This window comes from Microbacterium sp. DMC48, assembly GCF_056313825.1.
Window position 1 is genome coordinate 371,041 of record NZ_JBQUZN010000004.1, and the last position, 20,377, is coordinate 391,417.

The window sequence follows — 20,377 nt, forward strand, 5'->3', positions numbered from 1 at the left end:
ACGAACGGCACCCTCGCAGCGCCGCGGTTGGTGTGGTCATGCTAGTGGGGCGCAACCTCACCGGGGATGCACTGTCCACGTGTCGCGGTAGGTTGGGACCGTGAAGTCCCGACCCGCAGACCAGCAGCTCCTGCTCGAACTCGCCAACCTCGACGGCGTGATGCGGGCCGCCGAGCACGCCCGCCGCACCCCCGAGCAGGCCGGTCGCGTCCAAGAGCTGCTCGCTCGCCGGCAGGGCCTGTCCGCGGAACTGACGACGCTGTTGGGGCGCCGCGACGACATCACCGCCGAACTGGCGCGGGTGGAGTCGGACGTCGCCGTGGTCGAGGCGCGGGCCGCCCGAGATGCCGAACGACTCGCGTCGTCGGCGAACGCCAAGGAAGCTCAGGGCCTCCAGCACGAACTGGCCTCGCTCGCCAAGCGCAAGAGCGACCTCGAAGACGCCGAGCTCGAACTGATGGAGCAGCTCGATGCCGCCCAGACCGCCGTTTCCGCAAAGGAAGAGACGATCGCCGCGGTGAACGAGGAGGGCGCTCGTCTCAGCGCGGCGGCGAAGGACGCGGTGGCGGCGGCCGCCGCCCGGGGGGAGGCGGCGACCCGCGACCGCGCCGCGGTCGCCGCGCGCGTGCCCGCCGATCTGCTGGCGATGTACGAGCGTCTCGCTGCCCGCGGCGTCGGAGCCGGTCTGTTGCACCGTAAGACGTGCGAGGCGTGCCGCATGGTGCTCTCCGGAACCGATCTGCAGACGATTCGACAGGCCTCCGACGATGACGTCGTGACCTGCCCGGAGTGCGGGGCGATCCTGGTACGCACCGACGAATCGGGGCTGTGACGACCAGCAGCGCGGCGGCGATCGCGCCGCGCTGGCGACTCGTGGCGAGCGAAGGCGACACCGCCGTCATCACGACGGTCGACGCCGACCTCGACGTCACGGACGTGCAGCGCCGCTCACGGGAGAACTGGTGGGACGCGGACGAGGCCGGCACACGATGGGTGTGGTCGGACACTAATCGTTGGTATCCCGGCATCCTGGCCGCGCGATCGGTGGTCGCGCGGTGTCACGATCTTCGCCTGACCCACGCGATCCTCCGCCGCAGTGCGCTCGTCACCGACCCGGATGCCCTTCGGACAGCGACGCAGTGGGATGTTGCTGCCACAGAGGAGGTGCCGCCCGTGACGGTGCCCACCCTTTTCGACGTCGAGGGCACTGTCCCCGCCGGCGTCCCGGATGATCCGGACGAGGTGCTCGCGGAGTTCCGCCGGCAGCAGCAGGCTGTTCGCAGCTCATCCGAGGCCGCGCGGTTGCGCCTGCTCGTGGCGGCGGAGTCAGCCGGAGCGCTCCTGGCCGTCGAGATGCACAGCGCCGGACTGCCCTGGGATCGGGGGACCCACGAGCACATCCTGGCGGAGACGCTCGGCACACGTCCGCCCCCGGGAGAACAGCCCGAACGCGTGCGCGAGGCCGCGGCGCGAGTCCGCGAGGCGCTCCAGGATCCGACGGCGAATCTCGACTCCCAGCCCAAGCTGCTGCGCAGCCTTCATCGCGTCGGCATCGCCGCGGACTCCACGAATCGATGGGAGCTCGCCGAGTACGACCATCCCGCGATCGCGCCATTGCTCGTCTACAAGAAGCTCACGCGGTTGATGAGCGCCAATGGCTGGGGGTGGCTCGACGAGTGGGCGCCCCGCGGTCGATTCCGTCCCGTGTACGTTCCCGGCGGCGTCGTCACCGGACGGTGGGCATCGTCCGGGGGCGGAGCGCTGCAGATCCCCCGCCAACTGCGCCCCGCGGTGCGCGCAGACCCCGGCTGGTGTCTCATCGTCGCGGACGTGGCTCAGCTGGAACCGCGGGTCCTGGCGGCGATGTCCTCAGACGAGGCCCTCGCCGCCGCGGCGCGCGGACAGGACCTGTACGAGGGCATCGTCAGCAGCGGTGTCGTCCACACGCGGCAAGAGGCGAAGATCGCCGTCTTGGGGGCGATGTACGGCGCGACGACCGGTGACAGCGGACGGCTGGTGCCTGCCCTGCGACGCGCTTACCCTCGCGCGATGGGTCTCGTGGATGCCGCCGCGGCGACGGGGGAGCAGGGCGGCGTGGTCTCGACCTGGCTCGGACGGACCAGTCCCGGCGCATCGACGCACTGGCGCGACATCCAGTCCGCCGCCGCGCTGCCGGAGGCGACGGAGAGCGATCGGACGCGGGCACGGCGCGCCGCACGCGATCGCGGGCGCTTCACCCGCAACTTCGTCGTGCAGGGCACGGCAGCCGAGTGGGCGCTCGCGTGGCTCGCCGACCTCCGTGGTCGACTGGCGGCGCTCCCGCCGGTCGACGAGAGGGATGCGGCACGGAACTCTGGGGCCGTATTCGGGCGGCGTCCGCACCTGGCCTTCTTCCTGCACGACGAGATCATCGTCCATACACCTGTCGTGCACGCCGACGCCGTGGCCGACGCCGTGGGTCAGGCCGCCGACGGCGCAGCGCGCCTGCTCTTCGGACGGTTTCCGGTCGACTTCCCCCTCGACCTCCGCATCGCGCAGGACGCCGCCAAGAGCTGACCGCGGCAGCACCGTCCGCACCCGCTCGCCCTCAGCCGCACGCCGTCGACGCCACCTCGGCGACGCTGACGTCGTTCATCATCGGCGTGTGCACGAGCACCGGTCGCAGCTGCGCGCCGTTCTTCGCGACGAACCCGAACGCGAGCGTCTTCTGCTCGCCGGGCCGCAGCGTCACCCGCGCCAACGAGGCGGAGGAGTCACTGCCGTCGGCCGCGGTCGCGGACACGTCCACGCCGTCGAGCGTCACACCGCCGACGAACCACTCGCGGGGGACCATCACCGTCACATCGGTCGTGATATCGCCGGGCGCGGCGGGATTCGCTGCTCCCGTCATCGATTCCGCGAACGTGCGCGCGCCGGCCGGCGCAGCGCTTCTGAGAGTCACGGCGACCATCACGTCGGCGGCGCCGTCCGCGCGGCACGTCCGCACGGACGCCGCGAGATCGACGTGGAGGAACGTGTCCATCTTTCCGGTCGTCGCGTCGTTGAAGTACACGCCCACGGCATCGGGCCCGGCAGCTCGGAACCTCCCCAGCGTTCCGGAGAACGCCCCGTCGGTCACCGCGACCTGTTCGTCACTGTGCGTGCTGAAGATCGAGATCCGCCCGTCGGCGACCGGCTTGGCGAGCGCTCGCAGCCAGCGCAGGGGGTCGATGGGCGCAGACGTGATCTGAGCGAAAAGGCGGTCGAAGACCTCGCGCTGAACCGCTGTCTGTTCAACGGGCGTCTTCTCGAGATACGGCGTGACGAGCACGTCACCCACGACGTCGGCAGGATCGACGATCGTGCCGTCGCCGAGGGTGATCGGTCCCGTGATCGTGAGCATCGCGGTGAGCACCGCAGGATCGATCGCAATCACCGCGTCTGGAGCCGGACGGCCGATCGACTGCCACCAGGCCGAGGCCAATCGGGCGCTCAGCGCGAAGTCAGTCGTCATGGTCGCGTTCATGACGAATCGTCCCGGGGACTGTCCGTAGAGAGTCACGAGATCAGCGGGCAGTTCTGCGATCGGGGTCTCGCGATGAGGGAACATGCTCGAATCGACCTGGTCGACCACCGCGAGCCGGTCACCGTCGGCGCGCAGCAGGATGAACGATCCGGTGATACCCCCGCCCGTGCGCACTTCAGCCGAGTTCTGCACCATGACCAGGATCGATCGGGCCCCGTGCGCTCCCAGCATCGCCGGCAGGATCTGGGCGACCGAGGCTGCCTCCGCCACGGTCGGAGCCGCCGCGGCGACCGCAGCACGCAGACGCGCCGTCGCTGCCTCGACCGGCCCGACCAGACCCGCGGTCGACATGCCGCCCAACGACCCGTCGACACGCGAGAAGACCGCGGCGAAGTCGTCCACCGGCTGCGCGGCCGCCGACACCGCCGTCAGGTCGAACCTTCCCTCGCCGCTGCGCGACGGCGTCGAAACGTGTAGCACCGGTTGCGCGGCGACGGCGAGGTCGCGCACGCTCTCCGCGACGATGCGCACCGCCGCGGTGTTGGCTCCGATGATCGGGACGGCTTCCGTGGCCCGCCAGATCGGATCGGTCGTCAACTCCGCCGCGCGACGCGCGTGCTGTTCGGCGTCGGCCACCACGGCGCCGAGTGCCTCGATGTCGCCCGCCGCCATCGCCGAGCTCAGCCGCGGCTGGAGGGCGGCGACGTCGTCCAGCTCGCCCTTGGCCATCCACCCGCGGATGCCGAGCCACGCCAAGCCCAGCACCACGACGCCGACGGCGACCAGGACGACGGCCCCGATGCGACGCCGGCGGGAACGCCGGCGGTCGCGGTCGCGGTGCTGCGCTGAGCCGGTGGTGGCCTCAGTCACGGGCGCGACGGGTGCGGCGCACGTACAGCAGCACACCTCCACCGACGAGCAGGACGACCGCCCCGCCGAGGAGCGGAAGCACCCCGGCGACGTCGCCTCCCGTCGCCGGCAGCGACATGCCGGCCGCCGCGACGGCACCCGACGTTCCGACACCCGTCGGATCGGTCAGGCACGCCGACGTGGACGGCGGGTACGACAGGGCGACGCGCAGCGACGGGTTGACCTCCACAACAGCGGAGATGTCGCCCCGGGTCCACGCGAAGTTGCCCGACGATGCAACCCACTGACCGTTCTCGAACGCCCATCCGGGCCATCCGTTACCGACGCCGTTCGCGTCGACGGACGCACCCGGCCACAGGACGCGCCCCGACAGTCGCCCGTTCACCAGCTCACCGAGCGGGATCGTCGTGGACTGATTGCCGTCGCTCAGCACGAGGCGGGCCGTGTGACTCGTGGCGAGCCCGCCCGGATCGTTCATGACGACCGAGTAGTTGATCCACGGAACATCGGACTCGCACGATGGCGCGACCATGGTGCCGACCAATGTCGGCGCCGGCGGCGTGTCGGGCCCGTACCCGTCGGCATCGGCGGCGACCGCAGCCGTCGCACCTCCCGACAGCAGGAGCACAGCGAGAACAGCGGACAGTGCGTACTTACGCATGATGATTGCCTCCCCCAGGCGATGCGAGCCCAAACCCCCCAGCCGGGTCTCGTGGCGACACCGTATCACGATCGACCGTTGCCGACCAGTAGGATCGAGAGCGCGAATGGGTCGGCTGGACGGTCGCGTGGCGGGGTCATCCCGCACCGAGGAACGTCCGGGCTCCACAGGGCAGGGCGGTGGGTAACACCCACCCGGAGCAATCCGCGAGACAGTGCCACAGAGAGCAGACCGCCCCGGACTCCGCTGGTCGGAGCACCGGGGTAAGGGTGAAAGGGTGGTGTAAGAGACCACCGGGATCGTGGTGACACGATCCGCACGGTAAACCTCGCCCGGAGCAAGGCCAGACAGGGGATGCCGACGCGGCTCGCCGAGTCCCCGGGTAGGCCGCTGGAGCGGCACGGCAACGTGTCGCCGAGAGAGATGACCGTCCACGGAGCATCAGCTCCCGGACAGAACCCGGCGTATAGGCCGGCCCATTCGCCCCCGTCGGTCAGACGGCCAGCGCAGCCGCGCCGATGATCCCGGCGTTGTTGCGATGCGTGGCGGGCACGATCGGTGTCGTCAGCGTCAGCATCGGCAGGAATTCGTCGGCGTGCTTGGAGACGCCACCGCCGACGATGAAGAGGTCGGGGCTGAGCAGGAACTCGAGGTAGCTGTAGTACCACTGCAGGCGCTTCGCCCACTTCTTCCAGGTGAGCTCGTCGCGCTCCATCGCCGAGTAGGCGGCCCAGGCCTCGGCATCCTTGCCGTGGTTCGCCCGCTGCAGGTGACCGAGCTCGGCGTTCGGGATGAGCGCGCCGTTGTAGAGCATCGCCGTGCCGATGCCCGTGCCCAGGGTCGTCAGCAGCACCAGCCCGGGAACATCGCGCGCGGCACCGTAGCGCGCCTCGGCGACACCGGCGACGTCAGCATCGTTGGCGAAGTGGATCTCGCGCCCCAGTCCGTCCTCGAAGAACTTCTCGGCTTCGAACCCGACCCAGGTCTCGGCGACGTTCGCCGCGGACAGGGTCTTGCCGTTCTTGACGATCGCCGGGAAGGCGACGCCCAGGGGAATGTCGGCATCGCTGACGCCGAGCGTCTCGAGAACGGTCTTCACCGCGCCCAGCACGTCGTCCGGCTCTGCGCCGGCCGGTGTCGGAACCTTGACGCGGTCGCTGAGCAGGTTTCCCCCCTCCAGATCCACGAGGGCACCCTTGATGCCGGTTCCGCCGATGTCCACACCGACCGCGCGGGTCGCCTTCGTCGTCATGGCGTCCAGCCTATCCAGGTCGTCGGTGCCGCTCGTTAGGATCGAGCCAGAGCCCGCAGATCGGGACCGGTGGGCGTACGCCCCGACAGGAAGGACGCGCCATGACGTCAGGCGAAGACAAGTACTGGTACAACTTCTCCACCGGCGCCGTGGAGCGCGGCTTCGAGTCGCCGGCGATCGACCGCGCCGGCCCGTTCGACACCGCCGAGGAGGCGGCCAACGCTCCGCAGCTGCTTGCCCAGCGCTCTCGCGAATGGGCCGAGGACGACGAGCGCGAGAACGACTGACGCGCGCCCGGCGACACGTCGGACACGAGCCGGGACCGATAGTCTGGGCGTGGGCCCGGCTTCCCTTCGAAGCGGCATCTGAGAAGCGGCATCTGAGAGGACGCGATGGACAAGCAGCGGGACTTCGTACTGCGCACGATCGAAGAGCGGGGCGTGAAGTTCGTCCGCCTCTGGTTCACCGATGTGATCGGCACCCTGAAGTCGGTCGCGATCGCTCCGGCCGAAGTCGAAGGGGCGTTCACCGAGGGACTCGGCTTCGACGGCTCGGCGATCGAGGGACTCACGCGCTCCTACGAGTCGGACCTTCTGGCGCACCCCGACCCGACGACGTTCCAGACTCTTCCGTGGCGCGGGGAGATCGACCCCACGGGTCGCATGTTCTGCGACATCACGACTCCCGACGGGCAGCCGGCGGTCGCAGATCCCCGCCACGTGCTCAAGCGCACGCTCGCGAAAGCGGCGGATGCCGGGTTCACGTTCTACACGCACCCCGAGATCGAGTTCTACCTGCTCAAGTCGTCGTCCTTCGGGGCGGAAGGCCCCGAGCCGGTCGATTCGGCCGGGTACTTCGACAACGTTCCCGGCGGCACCGCGCACGACTTCCGCCGTCGCAGCGTCCGCATGCTGGAGGACCTCGGCATCTCCGTCGAGTACAGCCACCACGAGGGCGGTCCCGGTCAGAACGAGATCGACCTGCGCTACGCCGACGCCCTCGCCACCGCCGACAACATCATGACCTTCCGGACCGTGGTCAAAGAGGTCGCGATCGAGCAGGGCGTCTACGCGACGTTCATGCCGAAGCCCCTCTCCGGCAAGCCCGGCAGCGGCATGCACACCCACATGTCGCTGTTCGAGGGCGACCAGAACGCCTTCTACGAGGAGGGCGCGCAGTATCAGCTCTCCAAGACGGGCCGACAGTTCATCGCCGGCCTGCTGACCCACGCGAACGAGATCGCGGCCGTGACCAACCAGTTCGTCAACTCGTACAAGCGCCTCTGGGGCGGCGATGAGGCCCCCAGCTTCATCTGCTGGGGCCACAACAACCGCTCCGCCCTCGTGCGCGTGCCCATGTACAAGCCGAACAAGGGGCAGTCCACGCGCGTCGAGTACCGTGCGCTGGATTCTGCCGCGAACCCCTACCTTGCCTTCGCGCTCATGCTGGCCGCCGGCCTCAAGGGCATCGAGGAAGGATACGAGCTTCCCCCCGAGGCCGAGGACAACGTGTGGTCGCTGACGGATTCCGAGCGGCGTGCGCTCGGATACGCACAGCTGCCCGCGAGTCTGGACCACGCCCTCGAGTACATGGAGGAGTCGGAGCTGGTCGCCGAGACCCTCGGCGAGCAGGTCTTCAACTACGTGCTGCTCAACAAGCGTCGCGAATGGCAGGAATACCGCGCGCAGGTGACGCCGTTCGAGTTGAAGAGCAACCTGGAGATGCTCTGAGCCGTGTCGTCGAACGAGCGCACGTCGGTTCTCACACAACTGGCGCGCGACGGATTCGGTGAGCTCGGCGACGCCGATGCGCTGCTGACCGAGCTCGTGGATCTGCTCGGGATGGGACGGCAGGAGATCCTGCGCGGAGCCGCAGAGGCGGGCGACCCCGACGCGGCTCTGTCCGCGCTGGCGCGCATCGCCCGACGTGACGGGCCCGCCGTCGCGGAGGCGCTGCGTCGCGTCTCCTCGAGCGTGTGGCGGCTGCTGGGCGCCTCCAACGGCTTCGCGGACTTCTACCTGCGCCATCCCGACGAGCTGGCTCACCTCACGGGTGCGGGCACACCGCTGCCAACGGCCGACGAACTTCGAGCAGAGCTCACGAGCGCGGTCGGAGCGGATGCCGAGGGCTTCGCCGCCAGCGGCGACGAGAGCGCGTGGGTGGCGCTGCGTGTGCGCTATCGCCGGATGCTGGCGCGCATCGCGACCTATGACCTCGGCGCCCACGATGCGGTCGAGGTCTTGGCGCCCGTGGCCGCCAGCCTCGCGGACGCGGCGGGGGCAGCTCTGGAGGCATCGCTGTGCGTGGCACGTACACGAGTCGCCGGCGGTGCCCCCGGCTCCGGATTGTTCCCCCACGAGCAGGTCTCTGCCACCCGGCTCGCGATCATCGGGATGGGCAAGACGGGCGCTCGAGAGCTCAACTACGTCAGCGATGTCGACGTGATCTTCGTCGGCGGTGGCTCGGATGAACTCGTCGAGCGGGTGGGGGAGAGCCGCGTCATCGACATCGCCACGCGACTCGCCGTGCAGACCATGCGGGGCATCTCGGGCATGGAGGTCGAGCCACCGTTGTGGGAGGTCGACGCGAACCTGCGCCCCGAAGGCAAACAGGGCGCCCTCGTCCGCACCCTCGACTCGCACCTCTCCTATTACGACCGATGGGCCAAGAGCTGGGAGTTCCAGGCCCTTCTGAAGGCACGCCCACTCGCGGGTGATCGCATGCTCGGCGAGGCCTACGTCGCTGCGGTCCAGCCGAAGATCTGGACGAGCGCAGCGCGCGAGAACTTCGTCGACAGCGTGCAGCGCATGCGCGAACGTGTCACCGATCACATCCCCCCGGGGGACGTGGCCTACCAACTGAAGCTGGGGCCTGGTGGCATTCGCGACATCGAGTTCACGGTCCAGCTGCTGCAGCTCGTCCACGGATTGACCGACGACAGCATTCGTCAGCGCGGCACGCTCGACGCACTGGAGGCCCTCGTGGGCGCCGGGTACATCGGCCGCGAGGATGCCGCGACCTTCTCCCGCGACTACCGGATGCTGCGCGTGCTCGAGCACCGCATGCAGCTGAGGGATCTGCGACGAACGCACCTGATGCCGCAGCAACCCGAGGGGCTTCGTCTGCTGGCGCGCTCGTCCGGGCTGGCCGAGACCGGACCCGCCGTGTGGGCGCTGTGGGAAGGGATCAAACGCGAGGTGCGCGAGATCCACGTCCGTCTGTTCTACCGTCCGCTGCTGTCGGCGGTGGCGGCGCTCAGTTCGGACGAGCACCAGTTGTCGCCCGACCAGGCGCACGATCGGCTCGCGGCGATCGGGTTCCACGACCCGGCCGGTGCCCTGCGCCACATCGGTGCTCTCACGGGCGGGTTGAGCCGCAAGGCGACGATTCAGCGTCATCTCATGCCGGTGATGATCCGTTGGTTCGCCGACGGCGTCGACCCCGACTACGGTCTGCTCGCCTTCCGACGTATCAGCGAGCGCCTCGGCGACACACCGTGGTTCTTGCGCATGCTGCGGGATTCCTCCGGGGCGGCGGAGCGCCTGACCCGCGTGCTGTCCGGGTCGCGTTACATCGGCGAACTGATGGAGTGGATCCCGGAGTCGGTGGCGTGGCTCGACTCCGACGAGCAGCTGCGTCCGCGCGGCGGGCACGCTCTGCAGGAGGAGGCGCGGGCGATTCAGACCCGCCACGAGACGGTCGGCGACGCCATGCGCGCCGTCCGGGCGCTGCGTCGACGAGAGCTGCTGCGTCTGGCCTTCGGCGCCATCCTCGGCACCCTCACCATCGACGAGCTGGCGCAGGGACTCACCACGGTCAGCGAGGTGACGATCCAGGCCACCCTTCGTGCGGTTCGGCGCGAGATCGTCGCGCCGGAAGATGCCGCTCTCGATTTCTCGGTCATCGCGATGGGGCGCTTCGGCGGCGCGGAACTCGGGTTCGGGTCGGATGCCGATGTTCTCTACGTCTATGAAGCCAACGGCATCGATCCGCAGCGTGCGCACGACCTGGCCCTACGACTCGTCAGCGGCCTGCGCTCGTACTCCGAAGACCACCGCGTTCCGTTCGATCTCGACGCCGATCTGCGGCCCGAGGGGCGCAACGGGCCGCTGGTGCGTTCGCTCGACTCGTATACCGAGTACTACCGCCGCTGGTCGCTGTCCTGGGAAGCGCAGGCGCTGCTGAGGGCCCGCGGCGTCGCCGGCAGCGTGAAACTCATCAACCGTTTCATGGCCCTCGCCGACGAGGTGCGCTACCCCGCGCGGCCTGCGGTGCAGGATCTGAGGGAGATCAAGCGGATCAAGGCCCGTGTCGAGAACGAGCGTCTCCCGCAGGGCGTCGATCGCGCACGTCACCTCAAGCTCGGGCCCGGCGGCCTGAGCGACGTCGAATGGCTCGTGCAGGTGTTGCAGCACGAACACGCGCACGATGTCCCCGCCCTCCGTACGACGTCCACCCTCGAGGCTCTCGAGGCCGCGCGCGCCGCCGGACTGGTGCCTGACGGCGCCGCGCAGCGTCTGCACGATGCGTGGCGTCTCGCCAGTCGGCTGAGGTCGGCGAACACGCTCCTTTCGGGGCAGACGAGCGACGTCTTGCCGACCGACCGCGGCAAGCTGGACGGCATCGGTCGACTCCTGGAGTATCCGGCACGGTCGGCGACGCTGGTCGAAGAGGAATGGCTGCGTACGGCGCGACGAGCGCGCCGTGACTTCGAGAAGCTCTTCTACGGCTGAGCCGCGCCCACCGACGTCCCGGCACGTGCCCATCGAGCCCAAGCTCCGATGAGTGCGATGGCCCCGACACCGATCAGCACCCAGGCCACCGCAGCCCCGAGCGCACCGGTCACGAGCAGACCGAGCAGCATCGCGACGATCGTCGCGAGTATCACGGCGACGGCGGTCACGACCAGACCGGCCGCCGTGCGCCACGGATGCCGGCGCATGGCTGTGGCCGCAGCGGGTGGGGACCCCGCCGCGATGAGCGGGCTTGCGATCGCCGCGACGATCGGAACCGCGATCGGCGCCGCCACAGCGGAGGCTGCGAGGGCAACCCCCGCGAGGAGAAGCGTCAGCAGGGCGCGAGCGGATACCGCGCGCAGGGCGAGTGTCCAGAGCGCAGCCGCGGCGACGAGCATCACGAGACCAGAAGCGACGGCAAGGGCGATCGCCCCGGCATCCAACGGCAGTCGCGGTGCCACGGCGACGAACGCCGCCTGCGCACCCGCGTGCACCGCGACCACGAGCGCGGCCGTGACACGGCGACGGGCGGGGGAGCGCAACACGTTCATCCGCGCGCCGCCTCGTCCAGCACCTCGGTGAGCGCACCGGAGTAGATCGTCTCGCCGCCGACGGCAACCACCAGTTGCGCACCGGATGCGACGCTCGAGGTGACCGTGATCTCGCGACCATCGGCGCTGGTTCCCGCACAGGTGACGAGCGGCCCGGTGTCCGCCTGTGCGCACACCGGCGCCGTCAGCAGGGCGACGTTCTTCTGCTGAAGGACGTCGATCGCAGCGAAGCGCACCTCGGCGAGCCCGTTGCCGCCGACCGGAGCGAGAGCGGCGATCTGAGAACAGCCCGTCAAGGCCAGGACCGCGAGCACAGCTGCGAAGGACGCGGCGGCGCGAGAACGACCCGACGTCATGACAGGGCTCCCTCGTGCGCGAGGATGCGGGCGCGCGCGGTGAGATGCTGCGTCTCCAGCGCCGCGTCGCTGATCGTGGCGAGATCGAACGGCGCCGGAAGCAGCAGCTCGGTGTTGCGGTCGAGCGGCGAACCGCGTCGCATCAGAGGCGTCTCGGCCCAGTCGTTGGATGCCAGTTCACGGCTGCGCGACGCGAGGGCGAGGTAGTCACCGCCACTTCCCGGCACAGGATCAGCCGCGTGGTCGACGACCGTCGTGAAGATGGAGAGTGTGCCGTCCCGATTGTCGACGAGCTCGACGGTCTGCTGCTGCTGCGGGAAGTCGATGCAGGATGCCGTCGTGATCTCCCAGAAGCCGCCGCCCGTCGACGCGGGATGCGCGAGAATCTGGTTCAGGTGCGTGTGCCCGTTCAGCCACGCCACGACGACGGGATAGCGGGCGAGCATGGCCACGAACTCGTCCGCTCCGATCAGCACCTCGTCCTGTCCGGGGCGTTGGGCGCGGTTCTCGAGGGTGTCGCTGTTGTGGTGGCTGAGAACAATGGCGAGGCGGTTCTCCTTCGTCGCCACGGCGAGCTCGGCCTCCAGCCAGTCGAACTGGTTCTTCGGGACCGCCCCGTCGGGCCCGGCGACCTGATTGCACGTGTCCAGCCCGAACGCGCGCACATTCGCGGACAGGTCCGCCTTCCACCACGTCTCGCCGGTGCTGAGGTTGTGGTCGGTGAAACCGTGCCCCACGGGACCGGGGCGATCGGCCGTGCGGAAATGCTCCTGCATGAACTCCTGCTGGGTGAAGAGTGCACGGTCGCGGTTGGCGGGCACAGCCTTGAAACCCGGACGCAGCCCGAGCTCGAGCCCCCACGCGTCGAGCGTCTGTTGGACGGCGCTGGTGCGCGCGGCGTACCCGCCCAAAGCCATCGCGGCGGTCGCTTCCAGCGTGTAGGACTTGCGACCGCCCACTGCCAGGGCACGCAGTTGGGTGTCCAGATCGAAGGTGCCCAGCAGGAGCGTCTCGTGGTTGCCGTACACGGTGTACCAGGGCGCCGGAAGCCCCACCGAGGCGACGGGGCGGGCGATGGCCTCGTCGAGCAGCGTCGGCAGCGTCGGGAACCCGTACGCTCCGAACGCGCCGCCGGTGGGATCGGCGGGGCGATAGGCCCACACGGCCTCGGCCCACGCCTGCACCCCCTCGAACGTGTCGCTGGTCCGCGGATCCACGCTGAGGCCGTCCAGGAGGTCGATGTACCACCGCAGTTCCCGGTGAGAGTGCATGTCGGCGCTGTCGCCGGTGACCACGGCGGCATCCATGGGCGCACCGGTGACGGGGCTGTAGCGCAGATCCGAGAGCGACTTCGTCATCGCGGCGATGACGTGGGGACTGAGCGGATCCTGCGGATGGAAGGCCGAGCCCCACGCGGAATGGTCCTGGACGATCATCGGCTCGATGCGCCCCGGTGACTGCGCGTCGATCACGTGCATATCCGACAGGTGCGCGAGGTACAGCAGCGATCGACGGGATGCCGCGCGTCCGGCCGCCGCGGCGCGACGCAGCACATCGAGTCGCGGCAGGTGCGGCTCGCCCGGACCTGCCACCAGCCCGCGGTAAGAGCCCTTCTGCACCCCGCCCTGCAGGATGGTGCGCGTGAGCGTCGATGGAGCCTCGGCGACCGCCGCGCGCGGCGGCGCGGTCGCCAGAGCCTGCGCCAGCTGATCGCGCGGGAGCGCGCCGGCGGCGGCGAGGCCACCGACGACGGCGAGGAACTGGCGGCGGGAGAGCACGCCCACGGGCACCTCCGGGTTGGTGCGTGACGCTATCGGGTGCGCTCAATCTAGCGGGCACAGCGTCTCGACGACCACAACGGCAAGCCCGCGTCGCGGGAGTGTCGCGATCAGGCCTGCGGCGGGTCGATCGGCTCGACGACCACAGCGGTTCCGTACGCGCAGAACTCGGTGAAGTTTCCGATCGAGCCGGAGTCGAACCGCATGGCGACGACCGCATTCCCCCCGCGCTGCTGCGCCTCCGCCCACATTCGCTGCATCACCTCGAAGCGCGACTCGTAGATCACCTTCGTGTATTCGGGCATCTCGCCGCCGGCGAGCGAGCGGAAGCCGGCGGTGAAGTTCTGGCCGAAGTTCGCCGAACGAACGGTCAGTCCCATCACCTCGCCGAGCACTTTCGTGATGCGGTAACCGGGAACGTCATTGGTGGTGACGGCGAACATCGATCCTCGTCTCTGTCGTCGTATGCCCGCGGCCGGGGGTGGTGCGCGGGGGAGAGCGACGCCACGATCCTACGGATGCCGCGGCATCCTTCGCGAGGGGAGGACGGCGAAGAGCCCGCCGGCGCGATGCCGACGGGCTCTTCGGGTGGGCGTCGCTCAGACGCCGAAGTACAGCTCGTACTCGAACGGGTGCGGGCGAGCGGCGAGCGGCTTGATCTCGTTCTCGATCTTGTACTCGATCCAGGTCTCGATCAGCTCGGGCGTGAACACGCCACCGGCCAGGAGGAACTCGTGGTCTGCACGCAGCGCCTCCAGCGAGTCGAGCAGCGAGTTCGGAACCTGAGGGATGTTCTTGGCCTCCTCGGGCGGCAGCTCGTACAGGTCCTTGTCGACCGGCTCGTGCGGCTCGATGCGGTTCTTGATGCCGTCCAGGCCCGCCATCATCTGCGCGGCGAAGGCGAGGTACGGGTTGCCGGAGGCGTCGGGCGCGCGGAACTCGATGCGCTTGGCCTTCGGGTTGCTGCCCGTGATCGGGATGCGGATCGCGGCCGAGCGGTTACCGGCCGAGTAGACCAGGTTGACCGGAGCCTCGTAGCCCTTGACCAGACGCTTGTAGGAGTTCAGCGTCGGGTTGGTGAAGGCGAGGACAGCCGGCGCGTGCGCCAGCAGACCGCCGATGTACCAACGAGCGACGTCGGACAGGCCGCCGTAGCCCTTCTCGTCGTAGAAGAGGGGCTTGCCCTCGAGCCACAGCGACTGGTGGGTGTGCATGCCCGAACCGTTGTCTCCGAAGAGCGGCTTGGGCATGAAGGTCGCGACCTTGCCCCACTGCTCGGCGACGTTCTTGACGATGTACTTGAACTTCAGGATGTCGTCGGCCGCGTGCACCATCGTGTCGAAGCGGTAGTTGATCTCCTGCTGACCACCGGTGCCGACCTCGTGGTGCGCACGCTCGAGGATCAGGCCCGCGTCGATGAGGTGCAGGCTGATGTCATCGCGGAGGTCGGCCGTCTTGTCGACGGGGGAGACGGGGAAGTAGCCGCCCTTGTAGGCCGTCTTGTTGGCGAGGTTGCCGCCCTCCTCCGCGCGACCCGTGTTCCAGGCGCCCTCTTCGGAGTCGACGCTGTAGAAGCTGGCGTTCTGCTTCACCTCGTAGCGGACGTCGTCGAAGATGTAGAACTCGGCCTCGGGAGCGAAGAACGCGGTGTCGGCGATGCCGGTCGAGGCGAGGTACTTCTCGGCCTTCTTGGCGACCTGGCGCGGGTCCTTGCTGTAGATCTCGCCGTTGCGCGGGTTGTAGATGTCGAAGAGCATGATGAGCGTCTTCGCCTCGCGGAACGGGTCGATGTAGGCGGTGGACACGTCGGGGATGAGCTGCATGTCTGACTCGTGGATGTTCGCGAAACCGCGGATCGACGAGCCGTCGAACAGCTGGCCGACCGTGAAGAACTCCTCGTCGACGGTCGAGGCCGGGATGTTGAAGTGCTGCTGCACACCAGGCAGATCCGTGAACCGGATGTCGAGGAACTTGACGTCCTCGTCCTTGATGAACTTCAGAACCTCGGATGAATCTTTGAACATGGAGTCTCCAAGATCGGGTGTGGAACACGCCTGAACGGGATCAGGCCCGCCTCGACGCTATCGATGACCGGTTGCCCGGCAGTATCCCCCGTGTTTCGGGGATGTTACAGCGACGCGGATAAGCTGACCCGGTGACGGCAGGTACCTCCGACAATACGGGACAACACGACAGCACCTATCCCGGCGAGCGGCTCGGGCTGCCACGGTCGGGCGCGGGGAGCATTGCGCGGATCGGTCGCCGCATCGGCGCTCTCGCCGTCGACCTGGCCACGGCGACACTGGTCGCCTACGCGTTCTTCCCGACACTGGACGAGGTCACCGGTTTCCGATACGCCAATCCGGTCGCGTCGAACCTGATCTTCCTCGCCGTCCAGGTACTGTTCATCCCGACGCTGGGAGCAAGCCCGGGGCATCGGCTGTTCGGCATGCGGATCGTCCGTGTCGACGGAGGCTGGAGCGGCGTCTGGCGTCCGCTGGTGCGCACACTCCTGCTCGCCCTGATCATCCCCGCCGTGATCTGGGACGGCGATCACCGCGGCCTTCACGACAAGATCGCGGGGACGGTCCTCGTTCGCGGCTGAGGCTCAGCGCGGGCGCGGCGCGCGCGCACGCATCGGGTCGATGCCCTTCGGGATCGGCAGCGAGGTGACGGATTGCGATACCGAGTCCACGCGCTTGACGACGGCAGCCATCGTCGTGCGGTCGACCTTCTTGGGGAACGACTTGATGGTCGCCGAGAGCTTCGAGATGGGGACATCCCCCTCGCCGTGACCGATGTAGAGCACGTTGATCGGGACTCCCGACGCCACGCGCTGGACCTTCATCTTCTCGTCGTTGACGAGTCGGGTCAGCCGCCCGCGCGCACCCTCACCCACGATAACGACACCGCCGCGGCCGATCACGCGGTAGACAGCGTCCTGCGTCTTGGGGTTGACGCCCACGGGCATCTCGGAGGCGACCCAGCTGCGACCGAGCGAGGTCGACAGCACGTGCCCGGCGGCTCCCGGCATCCCGTCGAGCTTGATGTACATCGCGCGCGTCGACAGTCGCGTGAGCACGATCATGGCGCCCAACAGACCGAACAGAAGACCGGTGACACCCCACAGGATGACGCTCCAGACAGCCGCCGGCGGGATGAGGAATCCGACGAGGATGCCGATGCCGATTCCGACGACCACGACAGCCACCAGCACCCACGGCAGCCACGAGAACTCGGCCTTCGTGAAGGTGTAGAGCGAGCGGATCTGAGAGAAGAAGCCGGGGCCCTTGTCGGGTGCGGAACTGCGGGATGCCATTCCCACAGCCTACCGTCGCGCCGACACGGCGCATGCGCATGCGGTGCGACGAGAGCTCCTCCCCATCGGCCCAGAGCGTCGGCGTCTACACAGTTGCCCCGTTCGTCGCCGAGCCCCGCCGACGAGCGGCGACACTCGCGATATGAGCTTCGATTCCGGTCTGCTCGCGCCCCCACCGCTGCTGCGGACGCTGGCGGCCGCCGACGCGCCCTTCCCCGGAGATCTCCGCGCGGGCACTCCACCGACCGTGTGGGTGCCCGTGCAGGATCTTCCGAGCGAGATCTGGCGCGTGCGCGGCGGCGAGCATGTGCTGACCCCCGCTGATCTGGCGCGCACACCCGACGGCCACGCCGCGCTCCTGCCGCACTGCCCGCACCGACTGATCGCGCTCGTTGCCGGACGGGCGTGGGAGGCGGGATCCATCGTCACGGCTGCCGTCAGTGTGCTGCGCGGCGCGGCAGAAGCCGAGAGGTGCGGATTCACCGTCGGCTCCTGGTGGGTGGACACCGAGGGGTGTCCACTTCTCGCTGCGACAGGAGCACCCTGGCAGGCCGATACGGTCGCACTGCTCAACGAACTCGCCGAGGCGGCCCCACCGGGTCTGCGGCACACCGTGCGGGAGGCCGCCGCACTGATCGACGTGGGCCACACGACGCCGGCACGGCGCGAGCGTGTGGAGGATGAGCTGTTCGCCGCCGCCGAACCGACGCCGCTGCCCACCGCGGGCACGGCCCAAGGCGCGGCGGGCGTGCCCGCCCCACGTCACGCGGCACGTCTCCCGGCACGTCTCGATGGCGCCGACGACGACCTTCCGCCCGATGCGGCGAGATGGGTTGCGCCGCTCATGGATCATGACCTCGCCGCTCGTGCTCTGGGCGTGCTCGGCGATGTCCGCTCCGCGCTGCGACGGACGGTGACGGCGCGTCGTGGGCGCGGCCTCGCGACGGCACGACACCGGGCGGGAGCCCTCACCACGTCAGCGAGGAAAGCGGCAACGCGCAAGGATGGTGTGCCGCGCACCCACCGGCGATCGCCGCTCCTGCTCGCGGCCGCCATCGCTGCCGTCATCATCGTGGCCGGGCTCGCCTGGCCTGACGGCGAGAGGGCCTCTTCGGCGCCGCCGGAGTCCGCCGTCTCCCCACCGTCCCCGGATCAACCGACGCTTTCCACGCCGGGAGCGATGTCCGATCCCCCAGCAACGGATGCCGGGACACCCGCACCGTCGGACGGCATCGACGACAGCTGCATCGCGCGACGCCTGCTTTCGGATCTCGCGTCGTGCGTCCGGGCGCAGAAGGCGGATTGCTCCGTCTTTCTGGAAGACCCCGGAGTCGGGATCCCTGACGCAGGCGTCCTGGGAAACATCGGAGAGCGCGAGGTCACCCTCGTCGACGAGTACGGCGGAGTCGCTGCATACCGTGTTACCGGCGGAGAGCAGCCGGACCAGGTGCTCGTTCTCGTGCAGATGGACGGGAAATGGCTGATCCGCGACGTGTACGACGTCGCGGATCAGCCATGAAGTGTGCCCGCCGGCGGGGCGTCCGCTCAGATCCCGAGGTTGGCCTCGAAGTCGGCCGTCTCGAGGCGAGTCTTGACCGCGCCGAGGAAGCGGGCCGCGTCCGCGCCGTCGACGATGCGGTGATCGTACGACAGGGCCAGGTACACATAGGAGCGCACGGCGATCGCCTCGACGCCGTCGACCTTCACCACACCGGGTTCCTTGACGACCGCGCCGGTCCCGAGAATCGCGGACTGGGGGAGGAAGACGACCGGGGTGTCGAAGAGCGCGCCACGAGAACCGGTGTTGGTCACGGTGAACGTGCCGCCGGCGAGCTCGTCGGGCTTCAGCTTGTTGTCGCGCGTACGGGCGGCGAGGTCAGCGATCTCCGACGAGATCCCCGCCAGCGTCTTGGTGCCCGCGTCACGGAGAACGGGAGTCAGCAGCCCGCGCTCGGTGTCGACCGCGATCGAGATGTTCTCGGTGGCGGGGTAGACGATGTCGGTGCCGTCCACCGTGGCGTTGATCACCGGGAACGCCTGCAGCGCCTCGGCGGCCGCGAGCACGAAGAACGGAAGGAACGACAGCTTGCCGCCCGTCTTCGCGACGAAGTCCTTCTGCACCGCCGTGCGGTACGAGGCGACCTTCGTGACGTCGACCTTCACGACGGTGGTGAGCTGAGCCGTCTGCTGCATCGACGCGACCGCGCGCTCCGCGAGAACCTTGCGAAGACGGGACATGGGCTGAGTCGTCCCGCGCAGCGGCGAGACCTCGAGCGGCGCCGGAGCCGCCGGAGCGGGCGCGACGGCCGCGGGTGCGGCCTGAGCGGCCTCGGCTGCCTTGAGCACATCTTCCTTGCGGATGCGGCCACCGACCCCGGTCCCCGTAACGGAGGCGAGATCGACACCCTGCTGCTGCGCGAGTCGGCGCACCAGAGGAGTGACGTAGGTCGTCGCGTCGTCGGCGGATGCCGTGGCCGGAGCAGGCGCGGCAGCTGGAGCGGGCGCAGCAGCCGGAGCGGGCGCAGCAGCCGGAGCGGGCGCAGCAGCCGGAGCGGGCGCAGCAGCCGGAGCGGGCGCGGCGGGAGCGGGCGCGGCCGCAGCGGGCGCAGGCGCGGCGGGAGCTTCCGCGGCCGGTGCCGGAGCAGCGGGCGCCGGGGCGCCCGAGCCGATGCGGGCGAGCACCGCACCGACGGCAACCGTCTCATCCTCCGCGACGAGGATCTCCTGCAGCGTCCCCGCAACCGGCGAAGGGATCTCGGTGTCGACCTTGTCGGTCGAGATCTCGAGAAGCGGCTCGTCGACCGCGACCTCGTCACCGATCTGCTTCAGCCAGCGCGTCACTGTTCCTTCCGTGACGCTCTCGCCGAGCTCGGGGAGAACGACATCCTTCGCATCGCCCGACGGTGCGGGAGCGGAGGCAGCGGCCGGGGCCGGGGAAGCCTCCTCAGCAGCGGGCACCGCTTCTGCCGGTGCCGCCTCAGCGGCGGGCTGCTCGGCCGCCGGAGCGTCGTCGGACGGAGCCGCCGCGGAGCCGTCTCCGATCTTGGCGAGAACAGCGCCCACCTCGACGGTCTCGTCCTCGGCGACCAGGATCTCCTCGATGACGCCGCTGACGGGGGAGGGGATCTCGGTGTCGACCTTGTCGGTCGAGATCTCGAGCAGCCCTTCGTCGGCCTGGATCGTGTCACCGACCTTCTTGAGCCAACGGGTGACCGTTCCCTCGGTGACGCTCTCTCCGAGCGCGGGGAGGACCACGGATGTGCTCATGACTGTGTCTCCTTCAGAAGTTCGATGTCCGACAACTAGCTTAGTGACCCTCGCGAGGGCCAAGCGGTGACGTGTCGGACGG

Annotated in this window: 17 protein-coding genes and 1 other RNA gene; 8 read left to right on the top strand and 10 right to left on the bottom strand. The window is 69.2% G+C overall.

Going from position 1 to position 20,377, the window contains the following annotated elements:
• Positions 1–100 precede the first annotated feature (100 nt).
• Positions 101–832: a zinc ribbon domain-containing protein gene (locus tag ACT53O_RS07055; protein WP_476151643.1), complete on the top strand. Its 732-nt coding sequence runs from the start codon at positions 101–103 to the stop codon at positions 830–832.
• A complete protein-coding gene (locus ACT53O_RS07060) occupies positions 829–2,556 on the top strand; it encodes a bifunctional 3'-5' exonuclease/DNA polymerase (RefSeq protein ID WP_476151644.1) in 1,728 nt (575 codons plus the stop codon). The genes ACT53O_RS07055 and ACT53O_RS07060 overlap by 4 nt, the downstream gene beginning before the upstream one ends.
• A 31-nt stretch (positions 2,557–2,587) precedes the next feature.
• On the opposite strand, the gene ACT53O_RS07065 is transcribed toward ACT53O_RS07060, so the two are convergent.
• Entirely contained in the window at positions 2,588–4,375 is a 1,788-nt protein-coding gene (locus ACT53O_RS07065; RefSeq protein WP_476151645.1) for a DUF4012 domain-containing protein, read from the bottom strand.
• A complete protein-coding gene (locus tag ACT53O_RS07070) occupies positions 4,368–5,036 on the bottom strand; it encodes an LPXTG cell wall anchor domain-containing protein (protein WP_476151646.1) in 669 nt (222 codons plus the stop codon). The genes ACT53O_RS07065 and ACT53O_RS07070 overlap by 8 nt, the downstream gene beginning before the upstream one ends.
• Before the next feature lie 107 nt (positions 5,037–5,143).
• Here ACT53O_RS07070 and rnpB point away from each other — a divergent pair.
• Positions 5,144–5,519, top strand: an RNA gene (gene rnpB / locus ACT53O_RS07075) — RNase P RNA component class A.
• A 10-nt stretch (positions 5,520–5,529) separates the two neighbouring features.
• Here the strand turns inward: rnpB and ppgK are convergent.
• The gene (gene ppgK, locus ACT53O_RS07080) at positions 5,530–6,288 is read right to left on the bottom strand and encodes a polyphosphate--glucose phosphotransferase (protein ID WP_039415929.1); all 759 of its coding nucleotides are present in this window, start codon (positions 6,286–6,288) and stop codon (positions 5,530–5,532) included.
• 101 nt (positions 6,289–6,389) lie between these two features.
• Here ppgK and ACT53O_RS07085 point away from each other — a divergent pair, with 101 nt between their 5' ends.
• From ACT53O_RS07085 to ACT53O_RS07095, 3 genes are all read left to right on the top strand, one after another.
• Entirely contained in the window at positions 6,390–6,575 is a 186-nt protein-coding gene (locus tag ACT53O_RS07085; RefSeq protein ID WP_036285081.1) for a hypothetical protein, read from the top strand.
• Between the two features lie 105 nt (positions 6,576–6,680).
• The gene (glnA, locus tag ACT53O_RS07090) at positions 6,681–8,018 is read left to right on the top strand and encodes a type I glutamate--ammonia ligase (protein WP_036285083.1); all 1,338 of its coding nucleotides are present in this window, start codon (positions 6,681–6,683) and stop codon (positions 8,016–8,018) included.
• 3 nt (positions 8,019–8,021) lie between these two features.
• Complete coding sequence (locus ACT53O_RS07095; RefSeq protein ID WP_476151647.1) at positions 8,022–11,021, top strand: bifunctional [glutamine synthetase] adenylyltransferase/[glutamine synthetase]-adenylyl-L-tyrosine phosphorylase; 3,000 nt, start codon at positions 8,022–8,024, stop codon at positions 11,019–11,021.
• On the opposite strand, the gene ACT53O_RS07100 is transcribed toward ACT53O_RS07095, so the two are convergent.
• The 5 genes from ACT53O_RS07100 to glnA (ACT53O_RS07120) form a co-directional block, all read right to left on the bottom strand.
• Positions 11,012–11,575, bottom strand: a complete 564-nt coding sequence (locus tag ACT53O_RS07100) for a hypothetical protein (protein ID WP_347417363.1) — start codon at positions 11,573–11,575, stop codon at positions 11,012–11,014. The two genes, ACT53O_RS07095 and ACT53O_RS07100, sit on opposite strands and share 10 nt — an antisense overlap.
• Positions 11,572–11,931, bottom strand: coding sequence for a hypothetical protein (locus ACT53O_RS07105; protein WP_347417364.1), 360 nt, complete (start codon positions 11,929–11,931; stop codon positions 11,572–11,574). The genes ACT53O_RS07100 and ACT53O_RS07105 overlap by 4 nt, the downstream gene beginning before the upstream one ends.
• On the bottom strand, positions 11,928–13,715 hold the full coding sequence (locus ACT53O_RS07110; protein ID WP_135949820.1) for a TIGR03767 family metallophosphoesterase: 1,788 nt from the start codon (positions 13,713–13,715) through the stop codon (positions 11,928–11,930). Before ACT53O_RS07110 ends, ACT53O_RS07105 begins: the two co-directional genes overlap by 4 nt.
• 104 nt (positions 13,716–13,819) lie before the next feature.
• The gene (locus ACT53O_RS07115; protein WP_061683163.1) at positions 13,820–14,152 is read right to left on the bottom strand and encodes a YbjQ family protein; all 333 of its coding nucleotides are present in this window, start codon (positions 14,150–14,152) and stop codon (positions 13,820–13,822) included.
• 156 nt (positions 14,153–14,308) lie between these two features.
• Positions 14,309–15,733, bottom strand: a complete 1,425-nt coding sequence (gene glnA / locus ACT53O_RS07120; RefSeq protein ID WP_036289844.1) for a type I glutamate--ammonia ligase — start codon at positions 15,731–15,733, stop codon at positions 14,309–14,311.
• Positions 15,734–15,864: 131 nt separating this feature from the next.
• Between glnA (ACT53O_RS07120) and ACT53O_RS07125 the strand changes: the two genes are divergently transcribed.
• Positions 15,865–16,314 (top strand): RDD family protein, encoded by a 450-nt coding sequence (locus ACT53O_RS07125; RefSeq protein ID WP_135949821.1) that lies wholly within the window; start codon positions 15,865–15,867, stop codon positions 16,312–16,314.
• A 3-nt stretch (positions 16,315–16,317) separates the two neighbouring features.
• Here ACT53O_RS07125 and ACT53O_RS07130 read toward each other — a convergent pair whose 3' ends face one another.
• Positions 16,318–17,028, bottom strand: a complete 711-nt coding sequence (locus ACT53O_RS07130; protein ID WP_112931498.1) for a DUF4191 domain-containing protein — start codon at positions 17,026–17,028, stop codon at positions 16,318–16,320.
• Positions 17,029–17,170: 142 nt separating this feature from the next.
• Here ACT53O_RS07130 and ACT53O_RS07135 point away from each other — a divergent pair, with 142 nt between their 5' ends.
• Positions 17,171–18,547: a hypothetical protein gene (locus ACT53O_RS07135; RefSeq protein ID WP_476151648.1), complete on the top strand. Its 1,377-nt coding sequence runs from the start codon at positions 17,171–17,173 to the stop codon at positions 18,545–18,547.
• Between the two features lie 26 nt (positions 18,548–18,573).
• Here ACT53O_RS07135 and sucB read toward each other — a convergent pair whose 3' ends face one another.
• Positions 18,574–20,295, bottom strand: coding sequence for a 2-oxoglutarate dehydrogenase, E2 component, dihydrolipoamide succinyltransferase (gene sucB, locus ACT53O_RS07140; protein WP_476151649.1), 1,722 nt, complete (start codon positions 20,293–20,295; stop codon positions 18,574–18,576).
• Between the last annotated feature and the right edge of the window lie 82 nt (positions 20,296–20,377).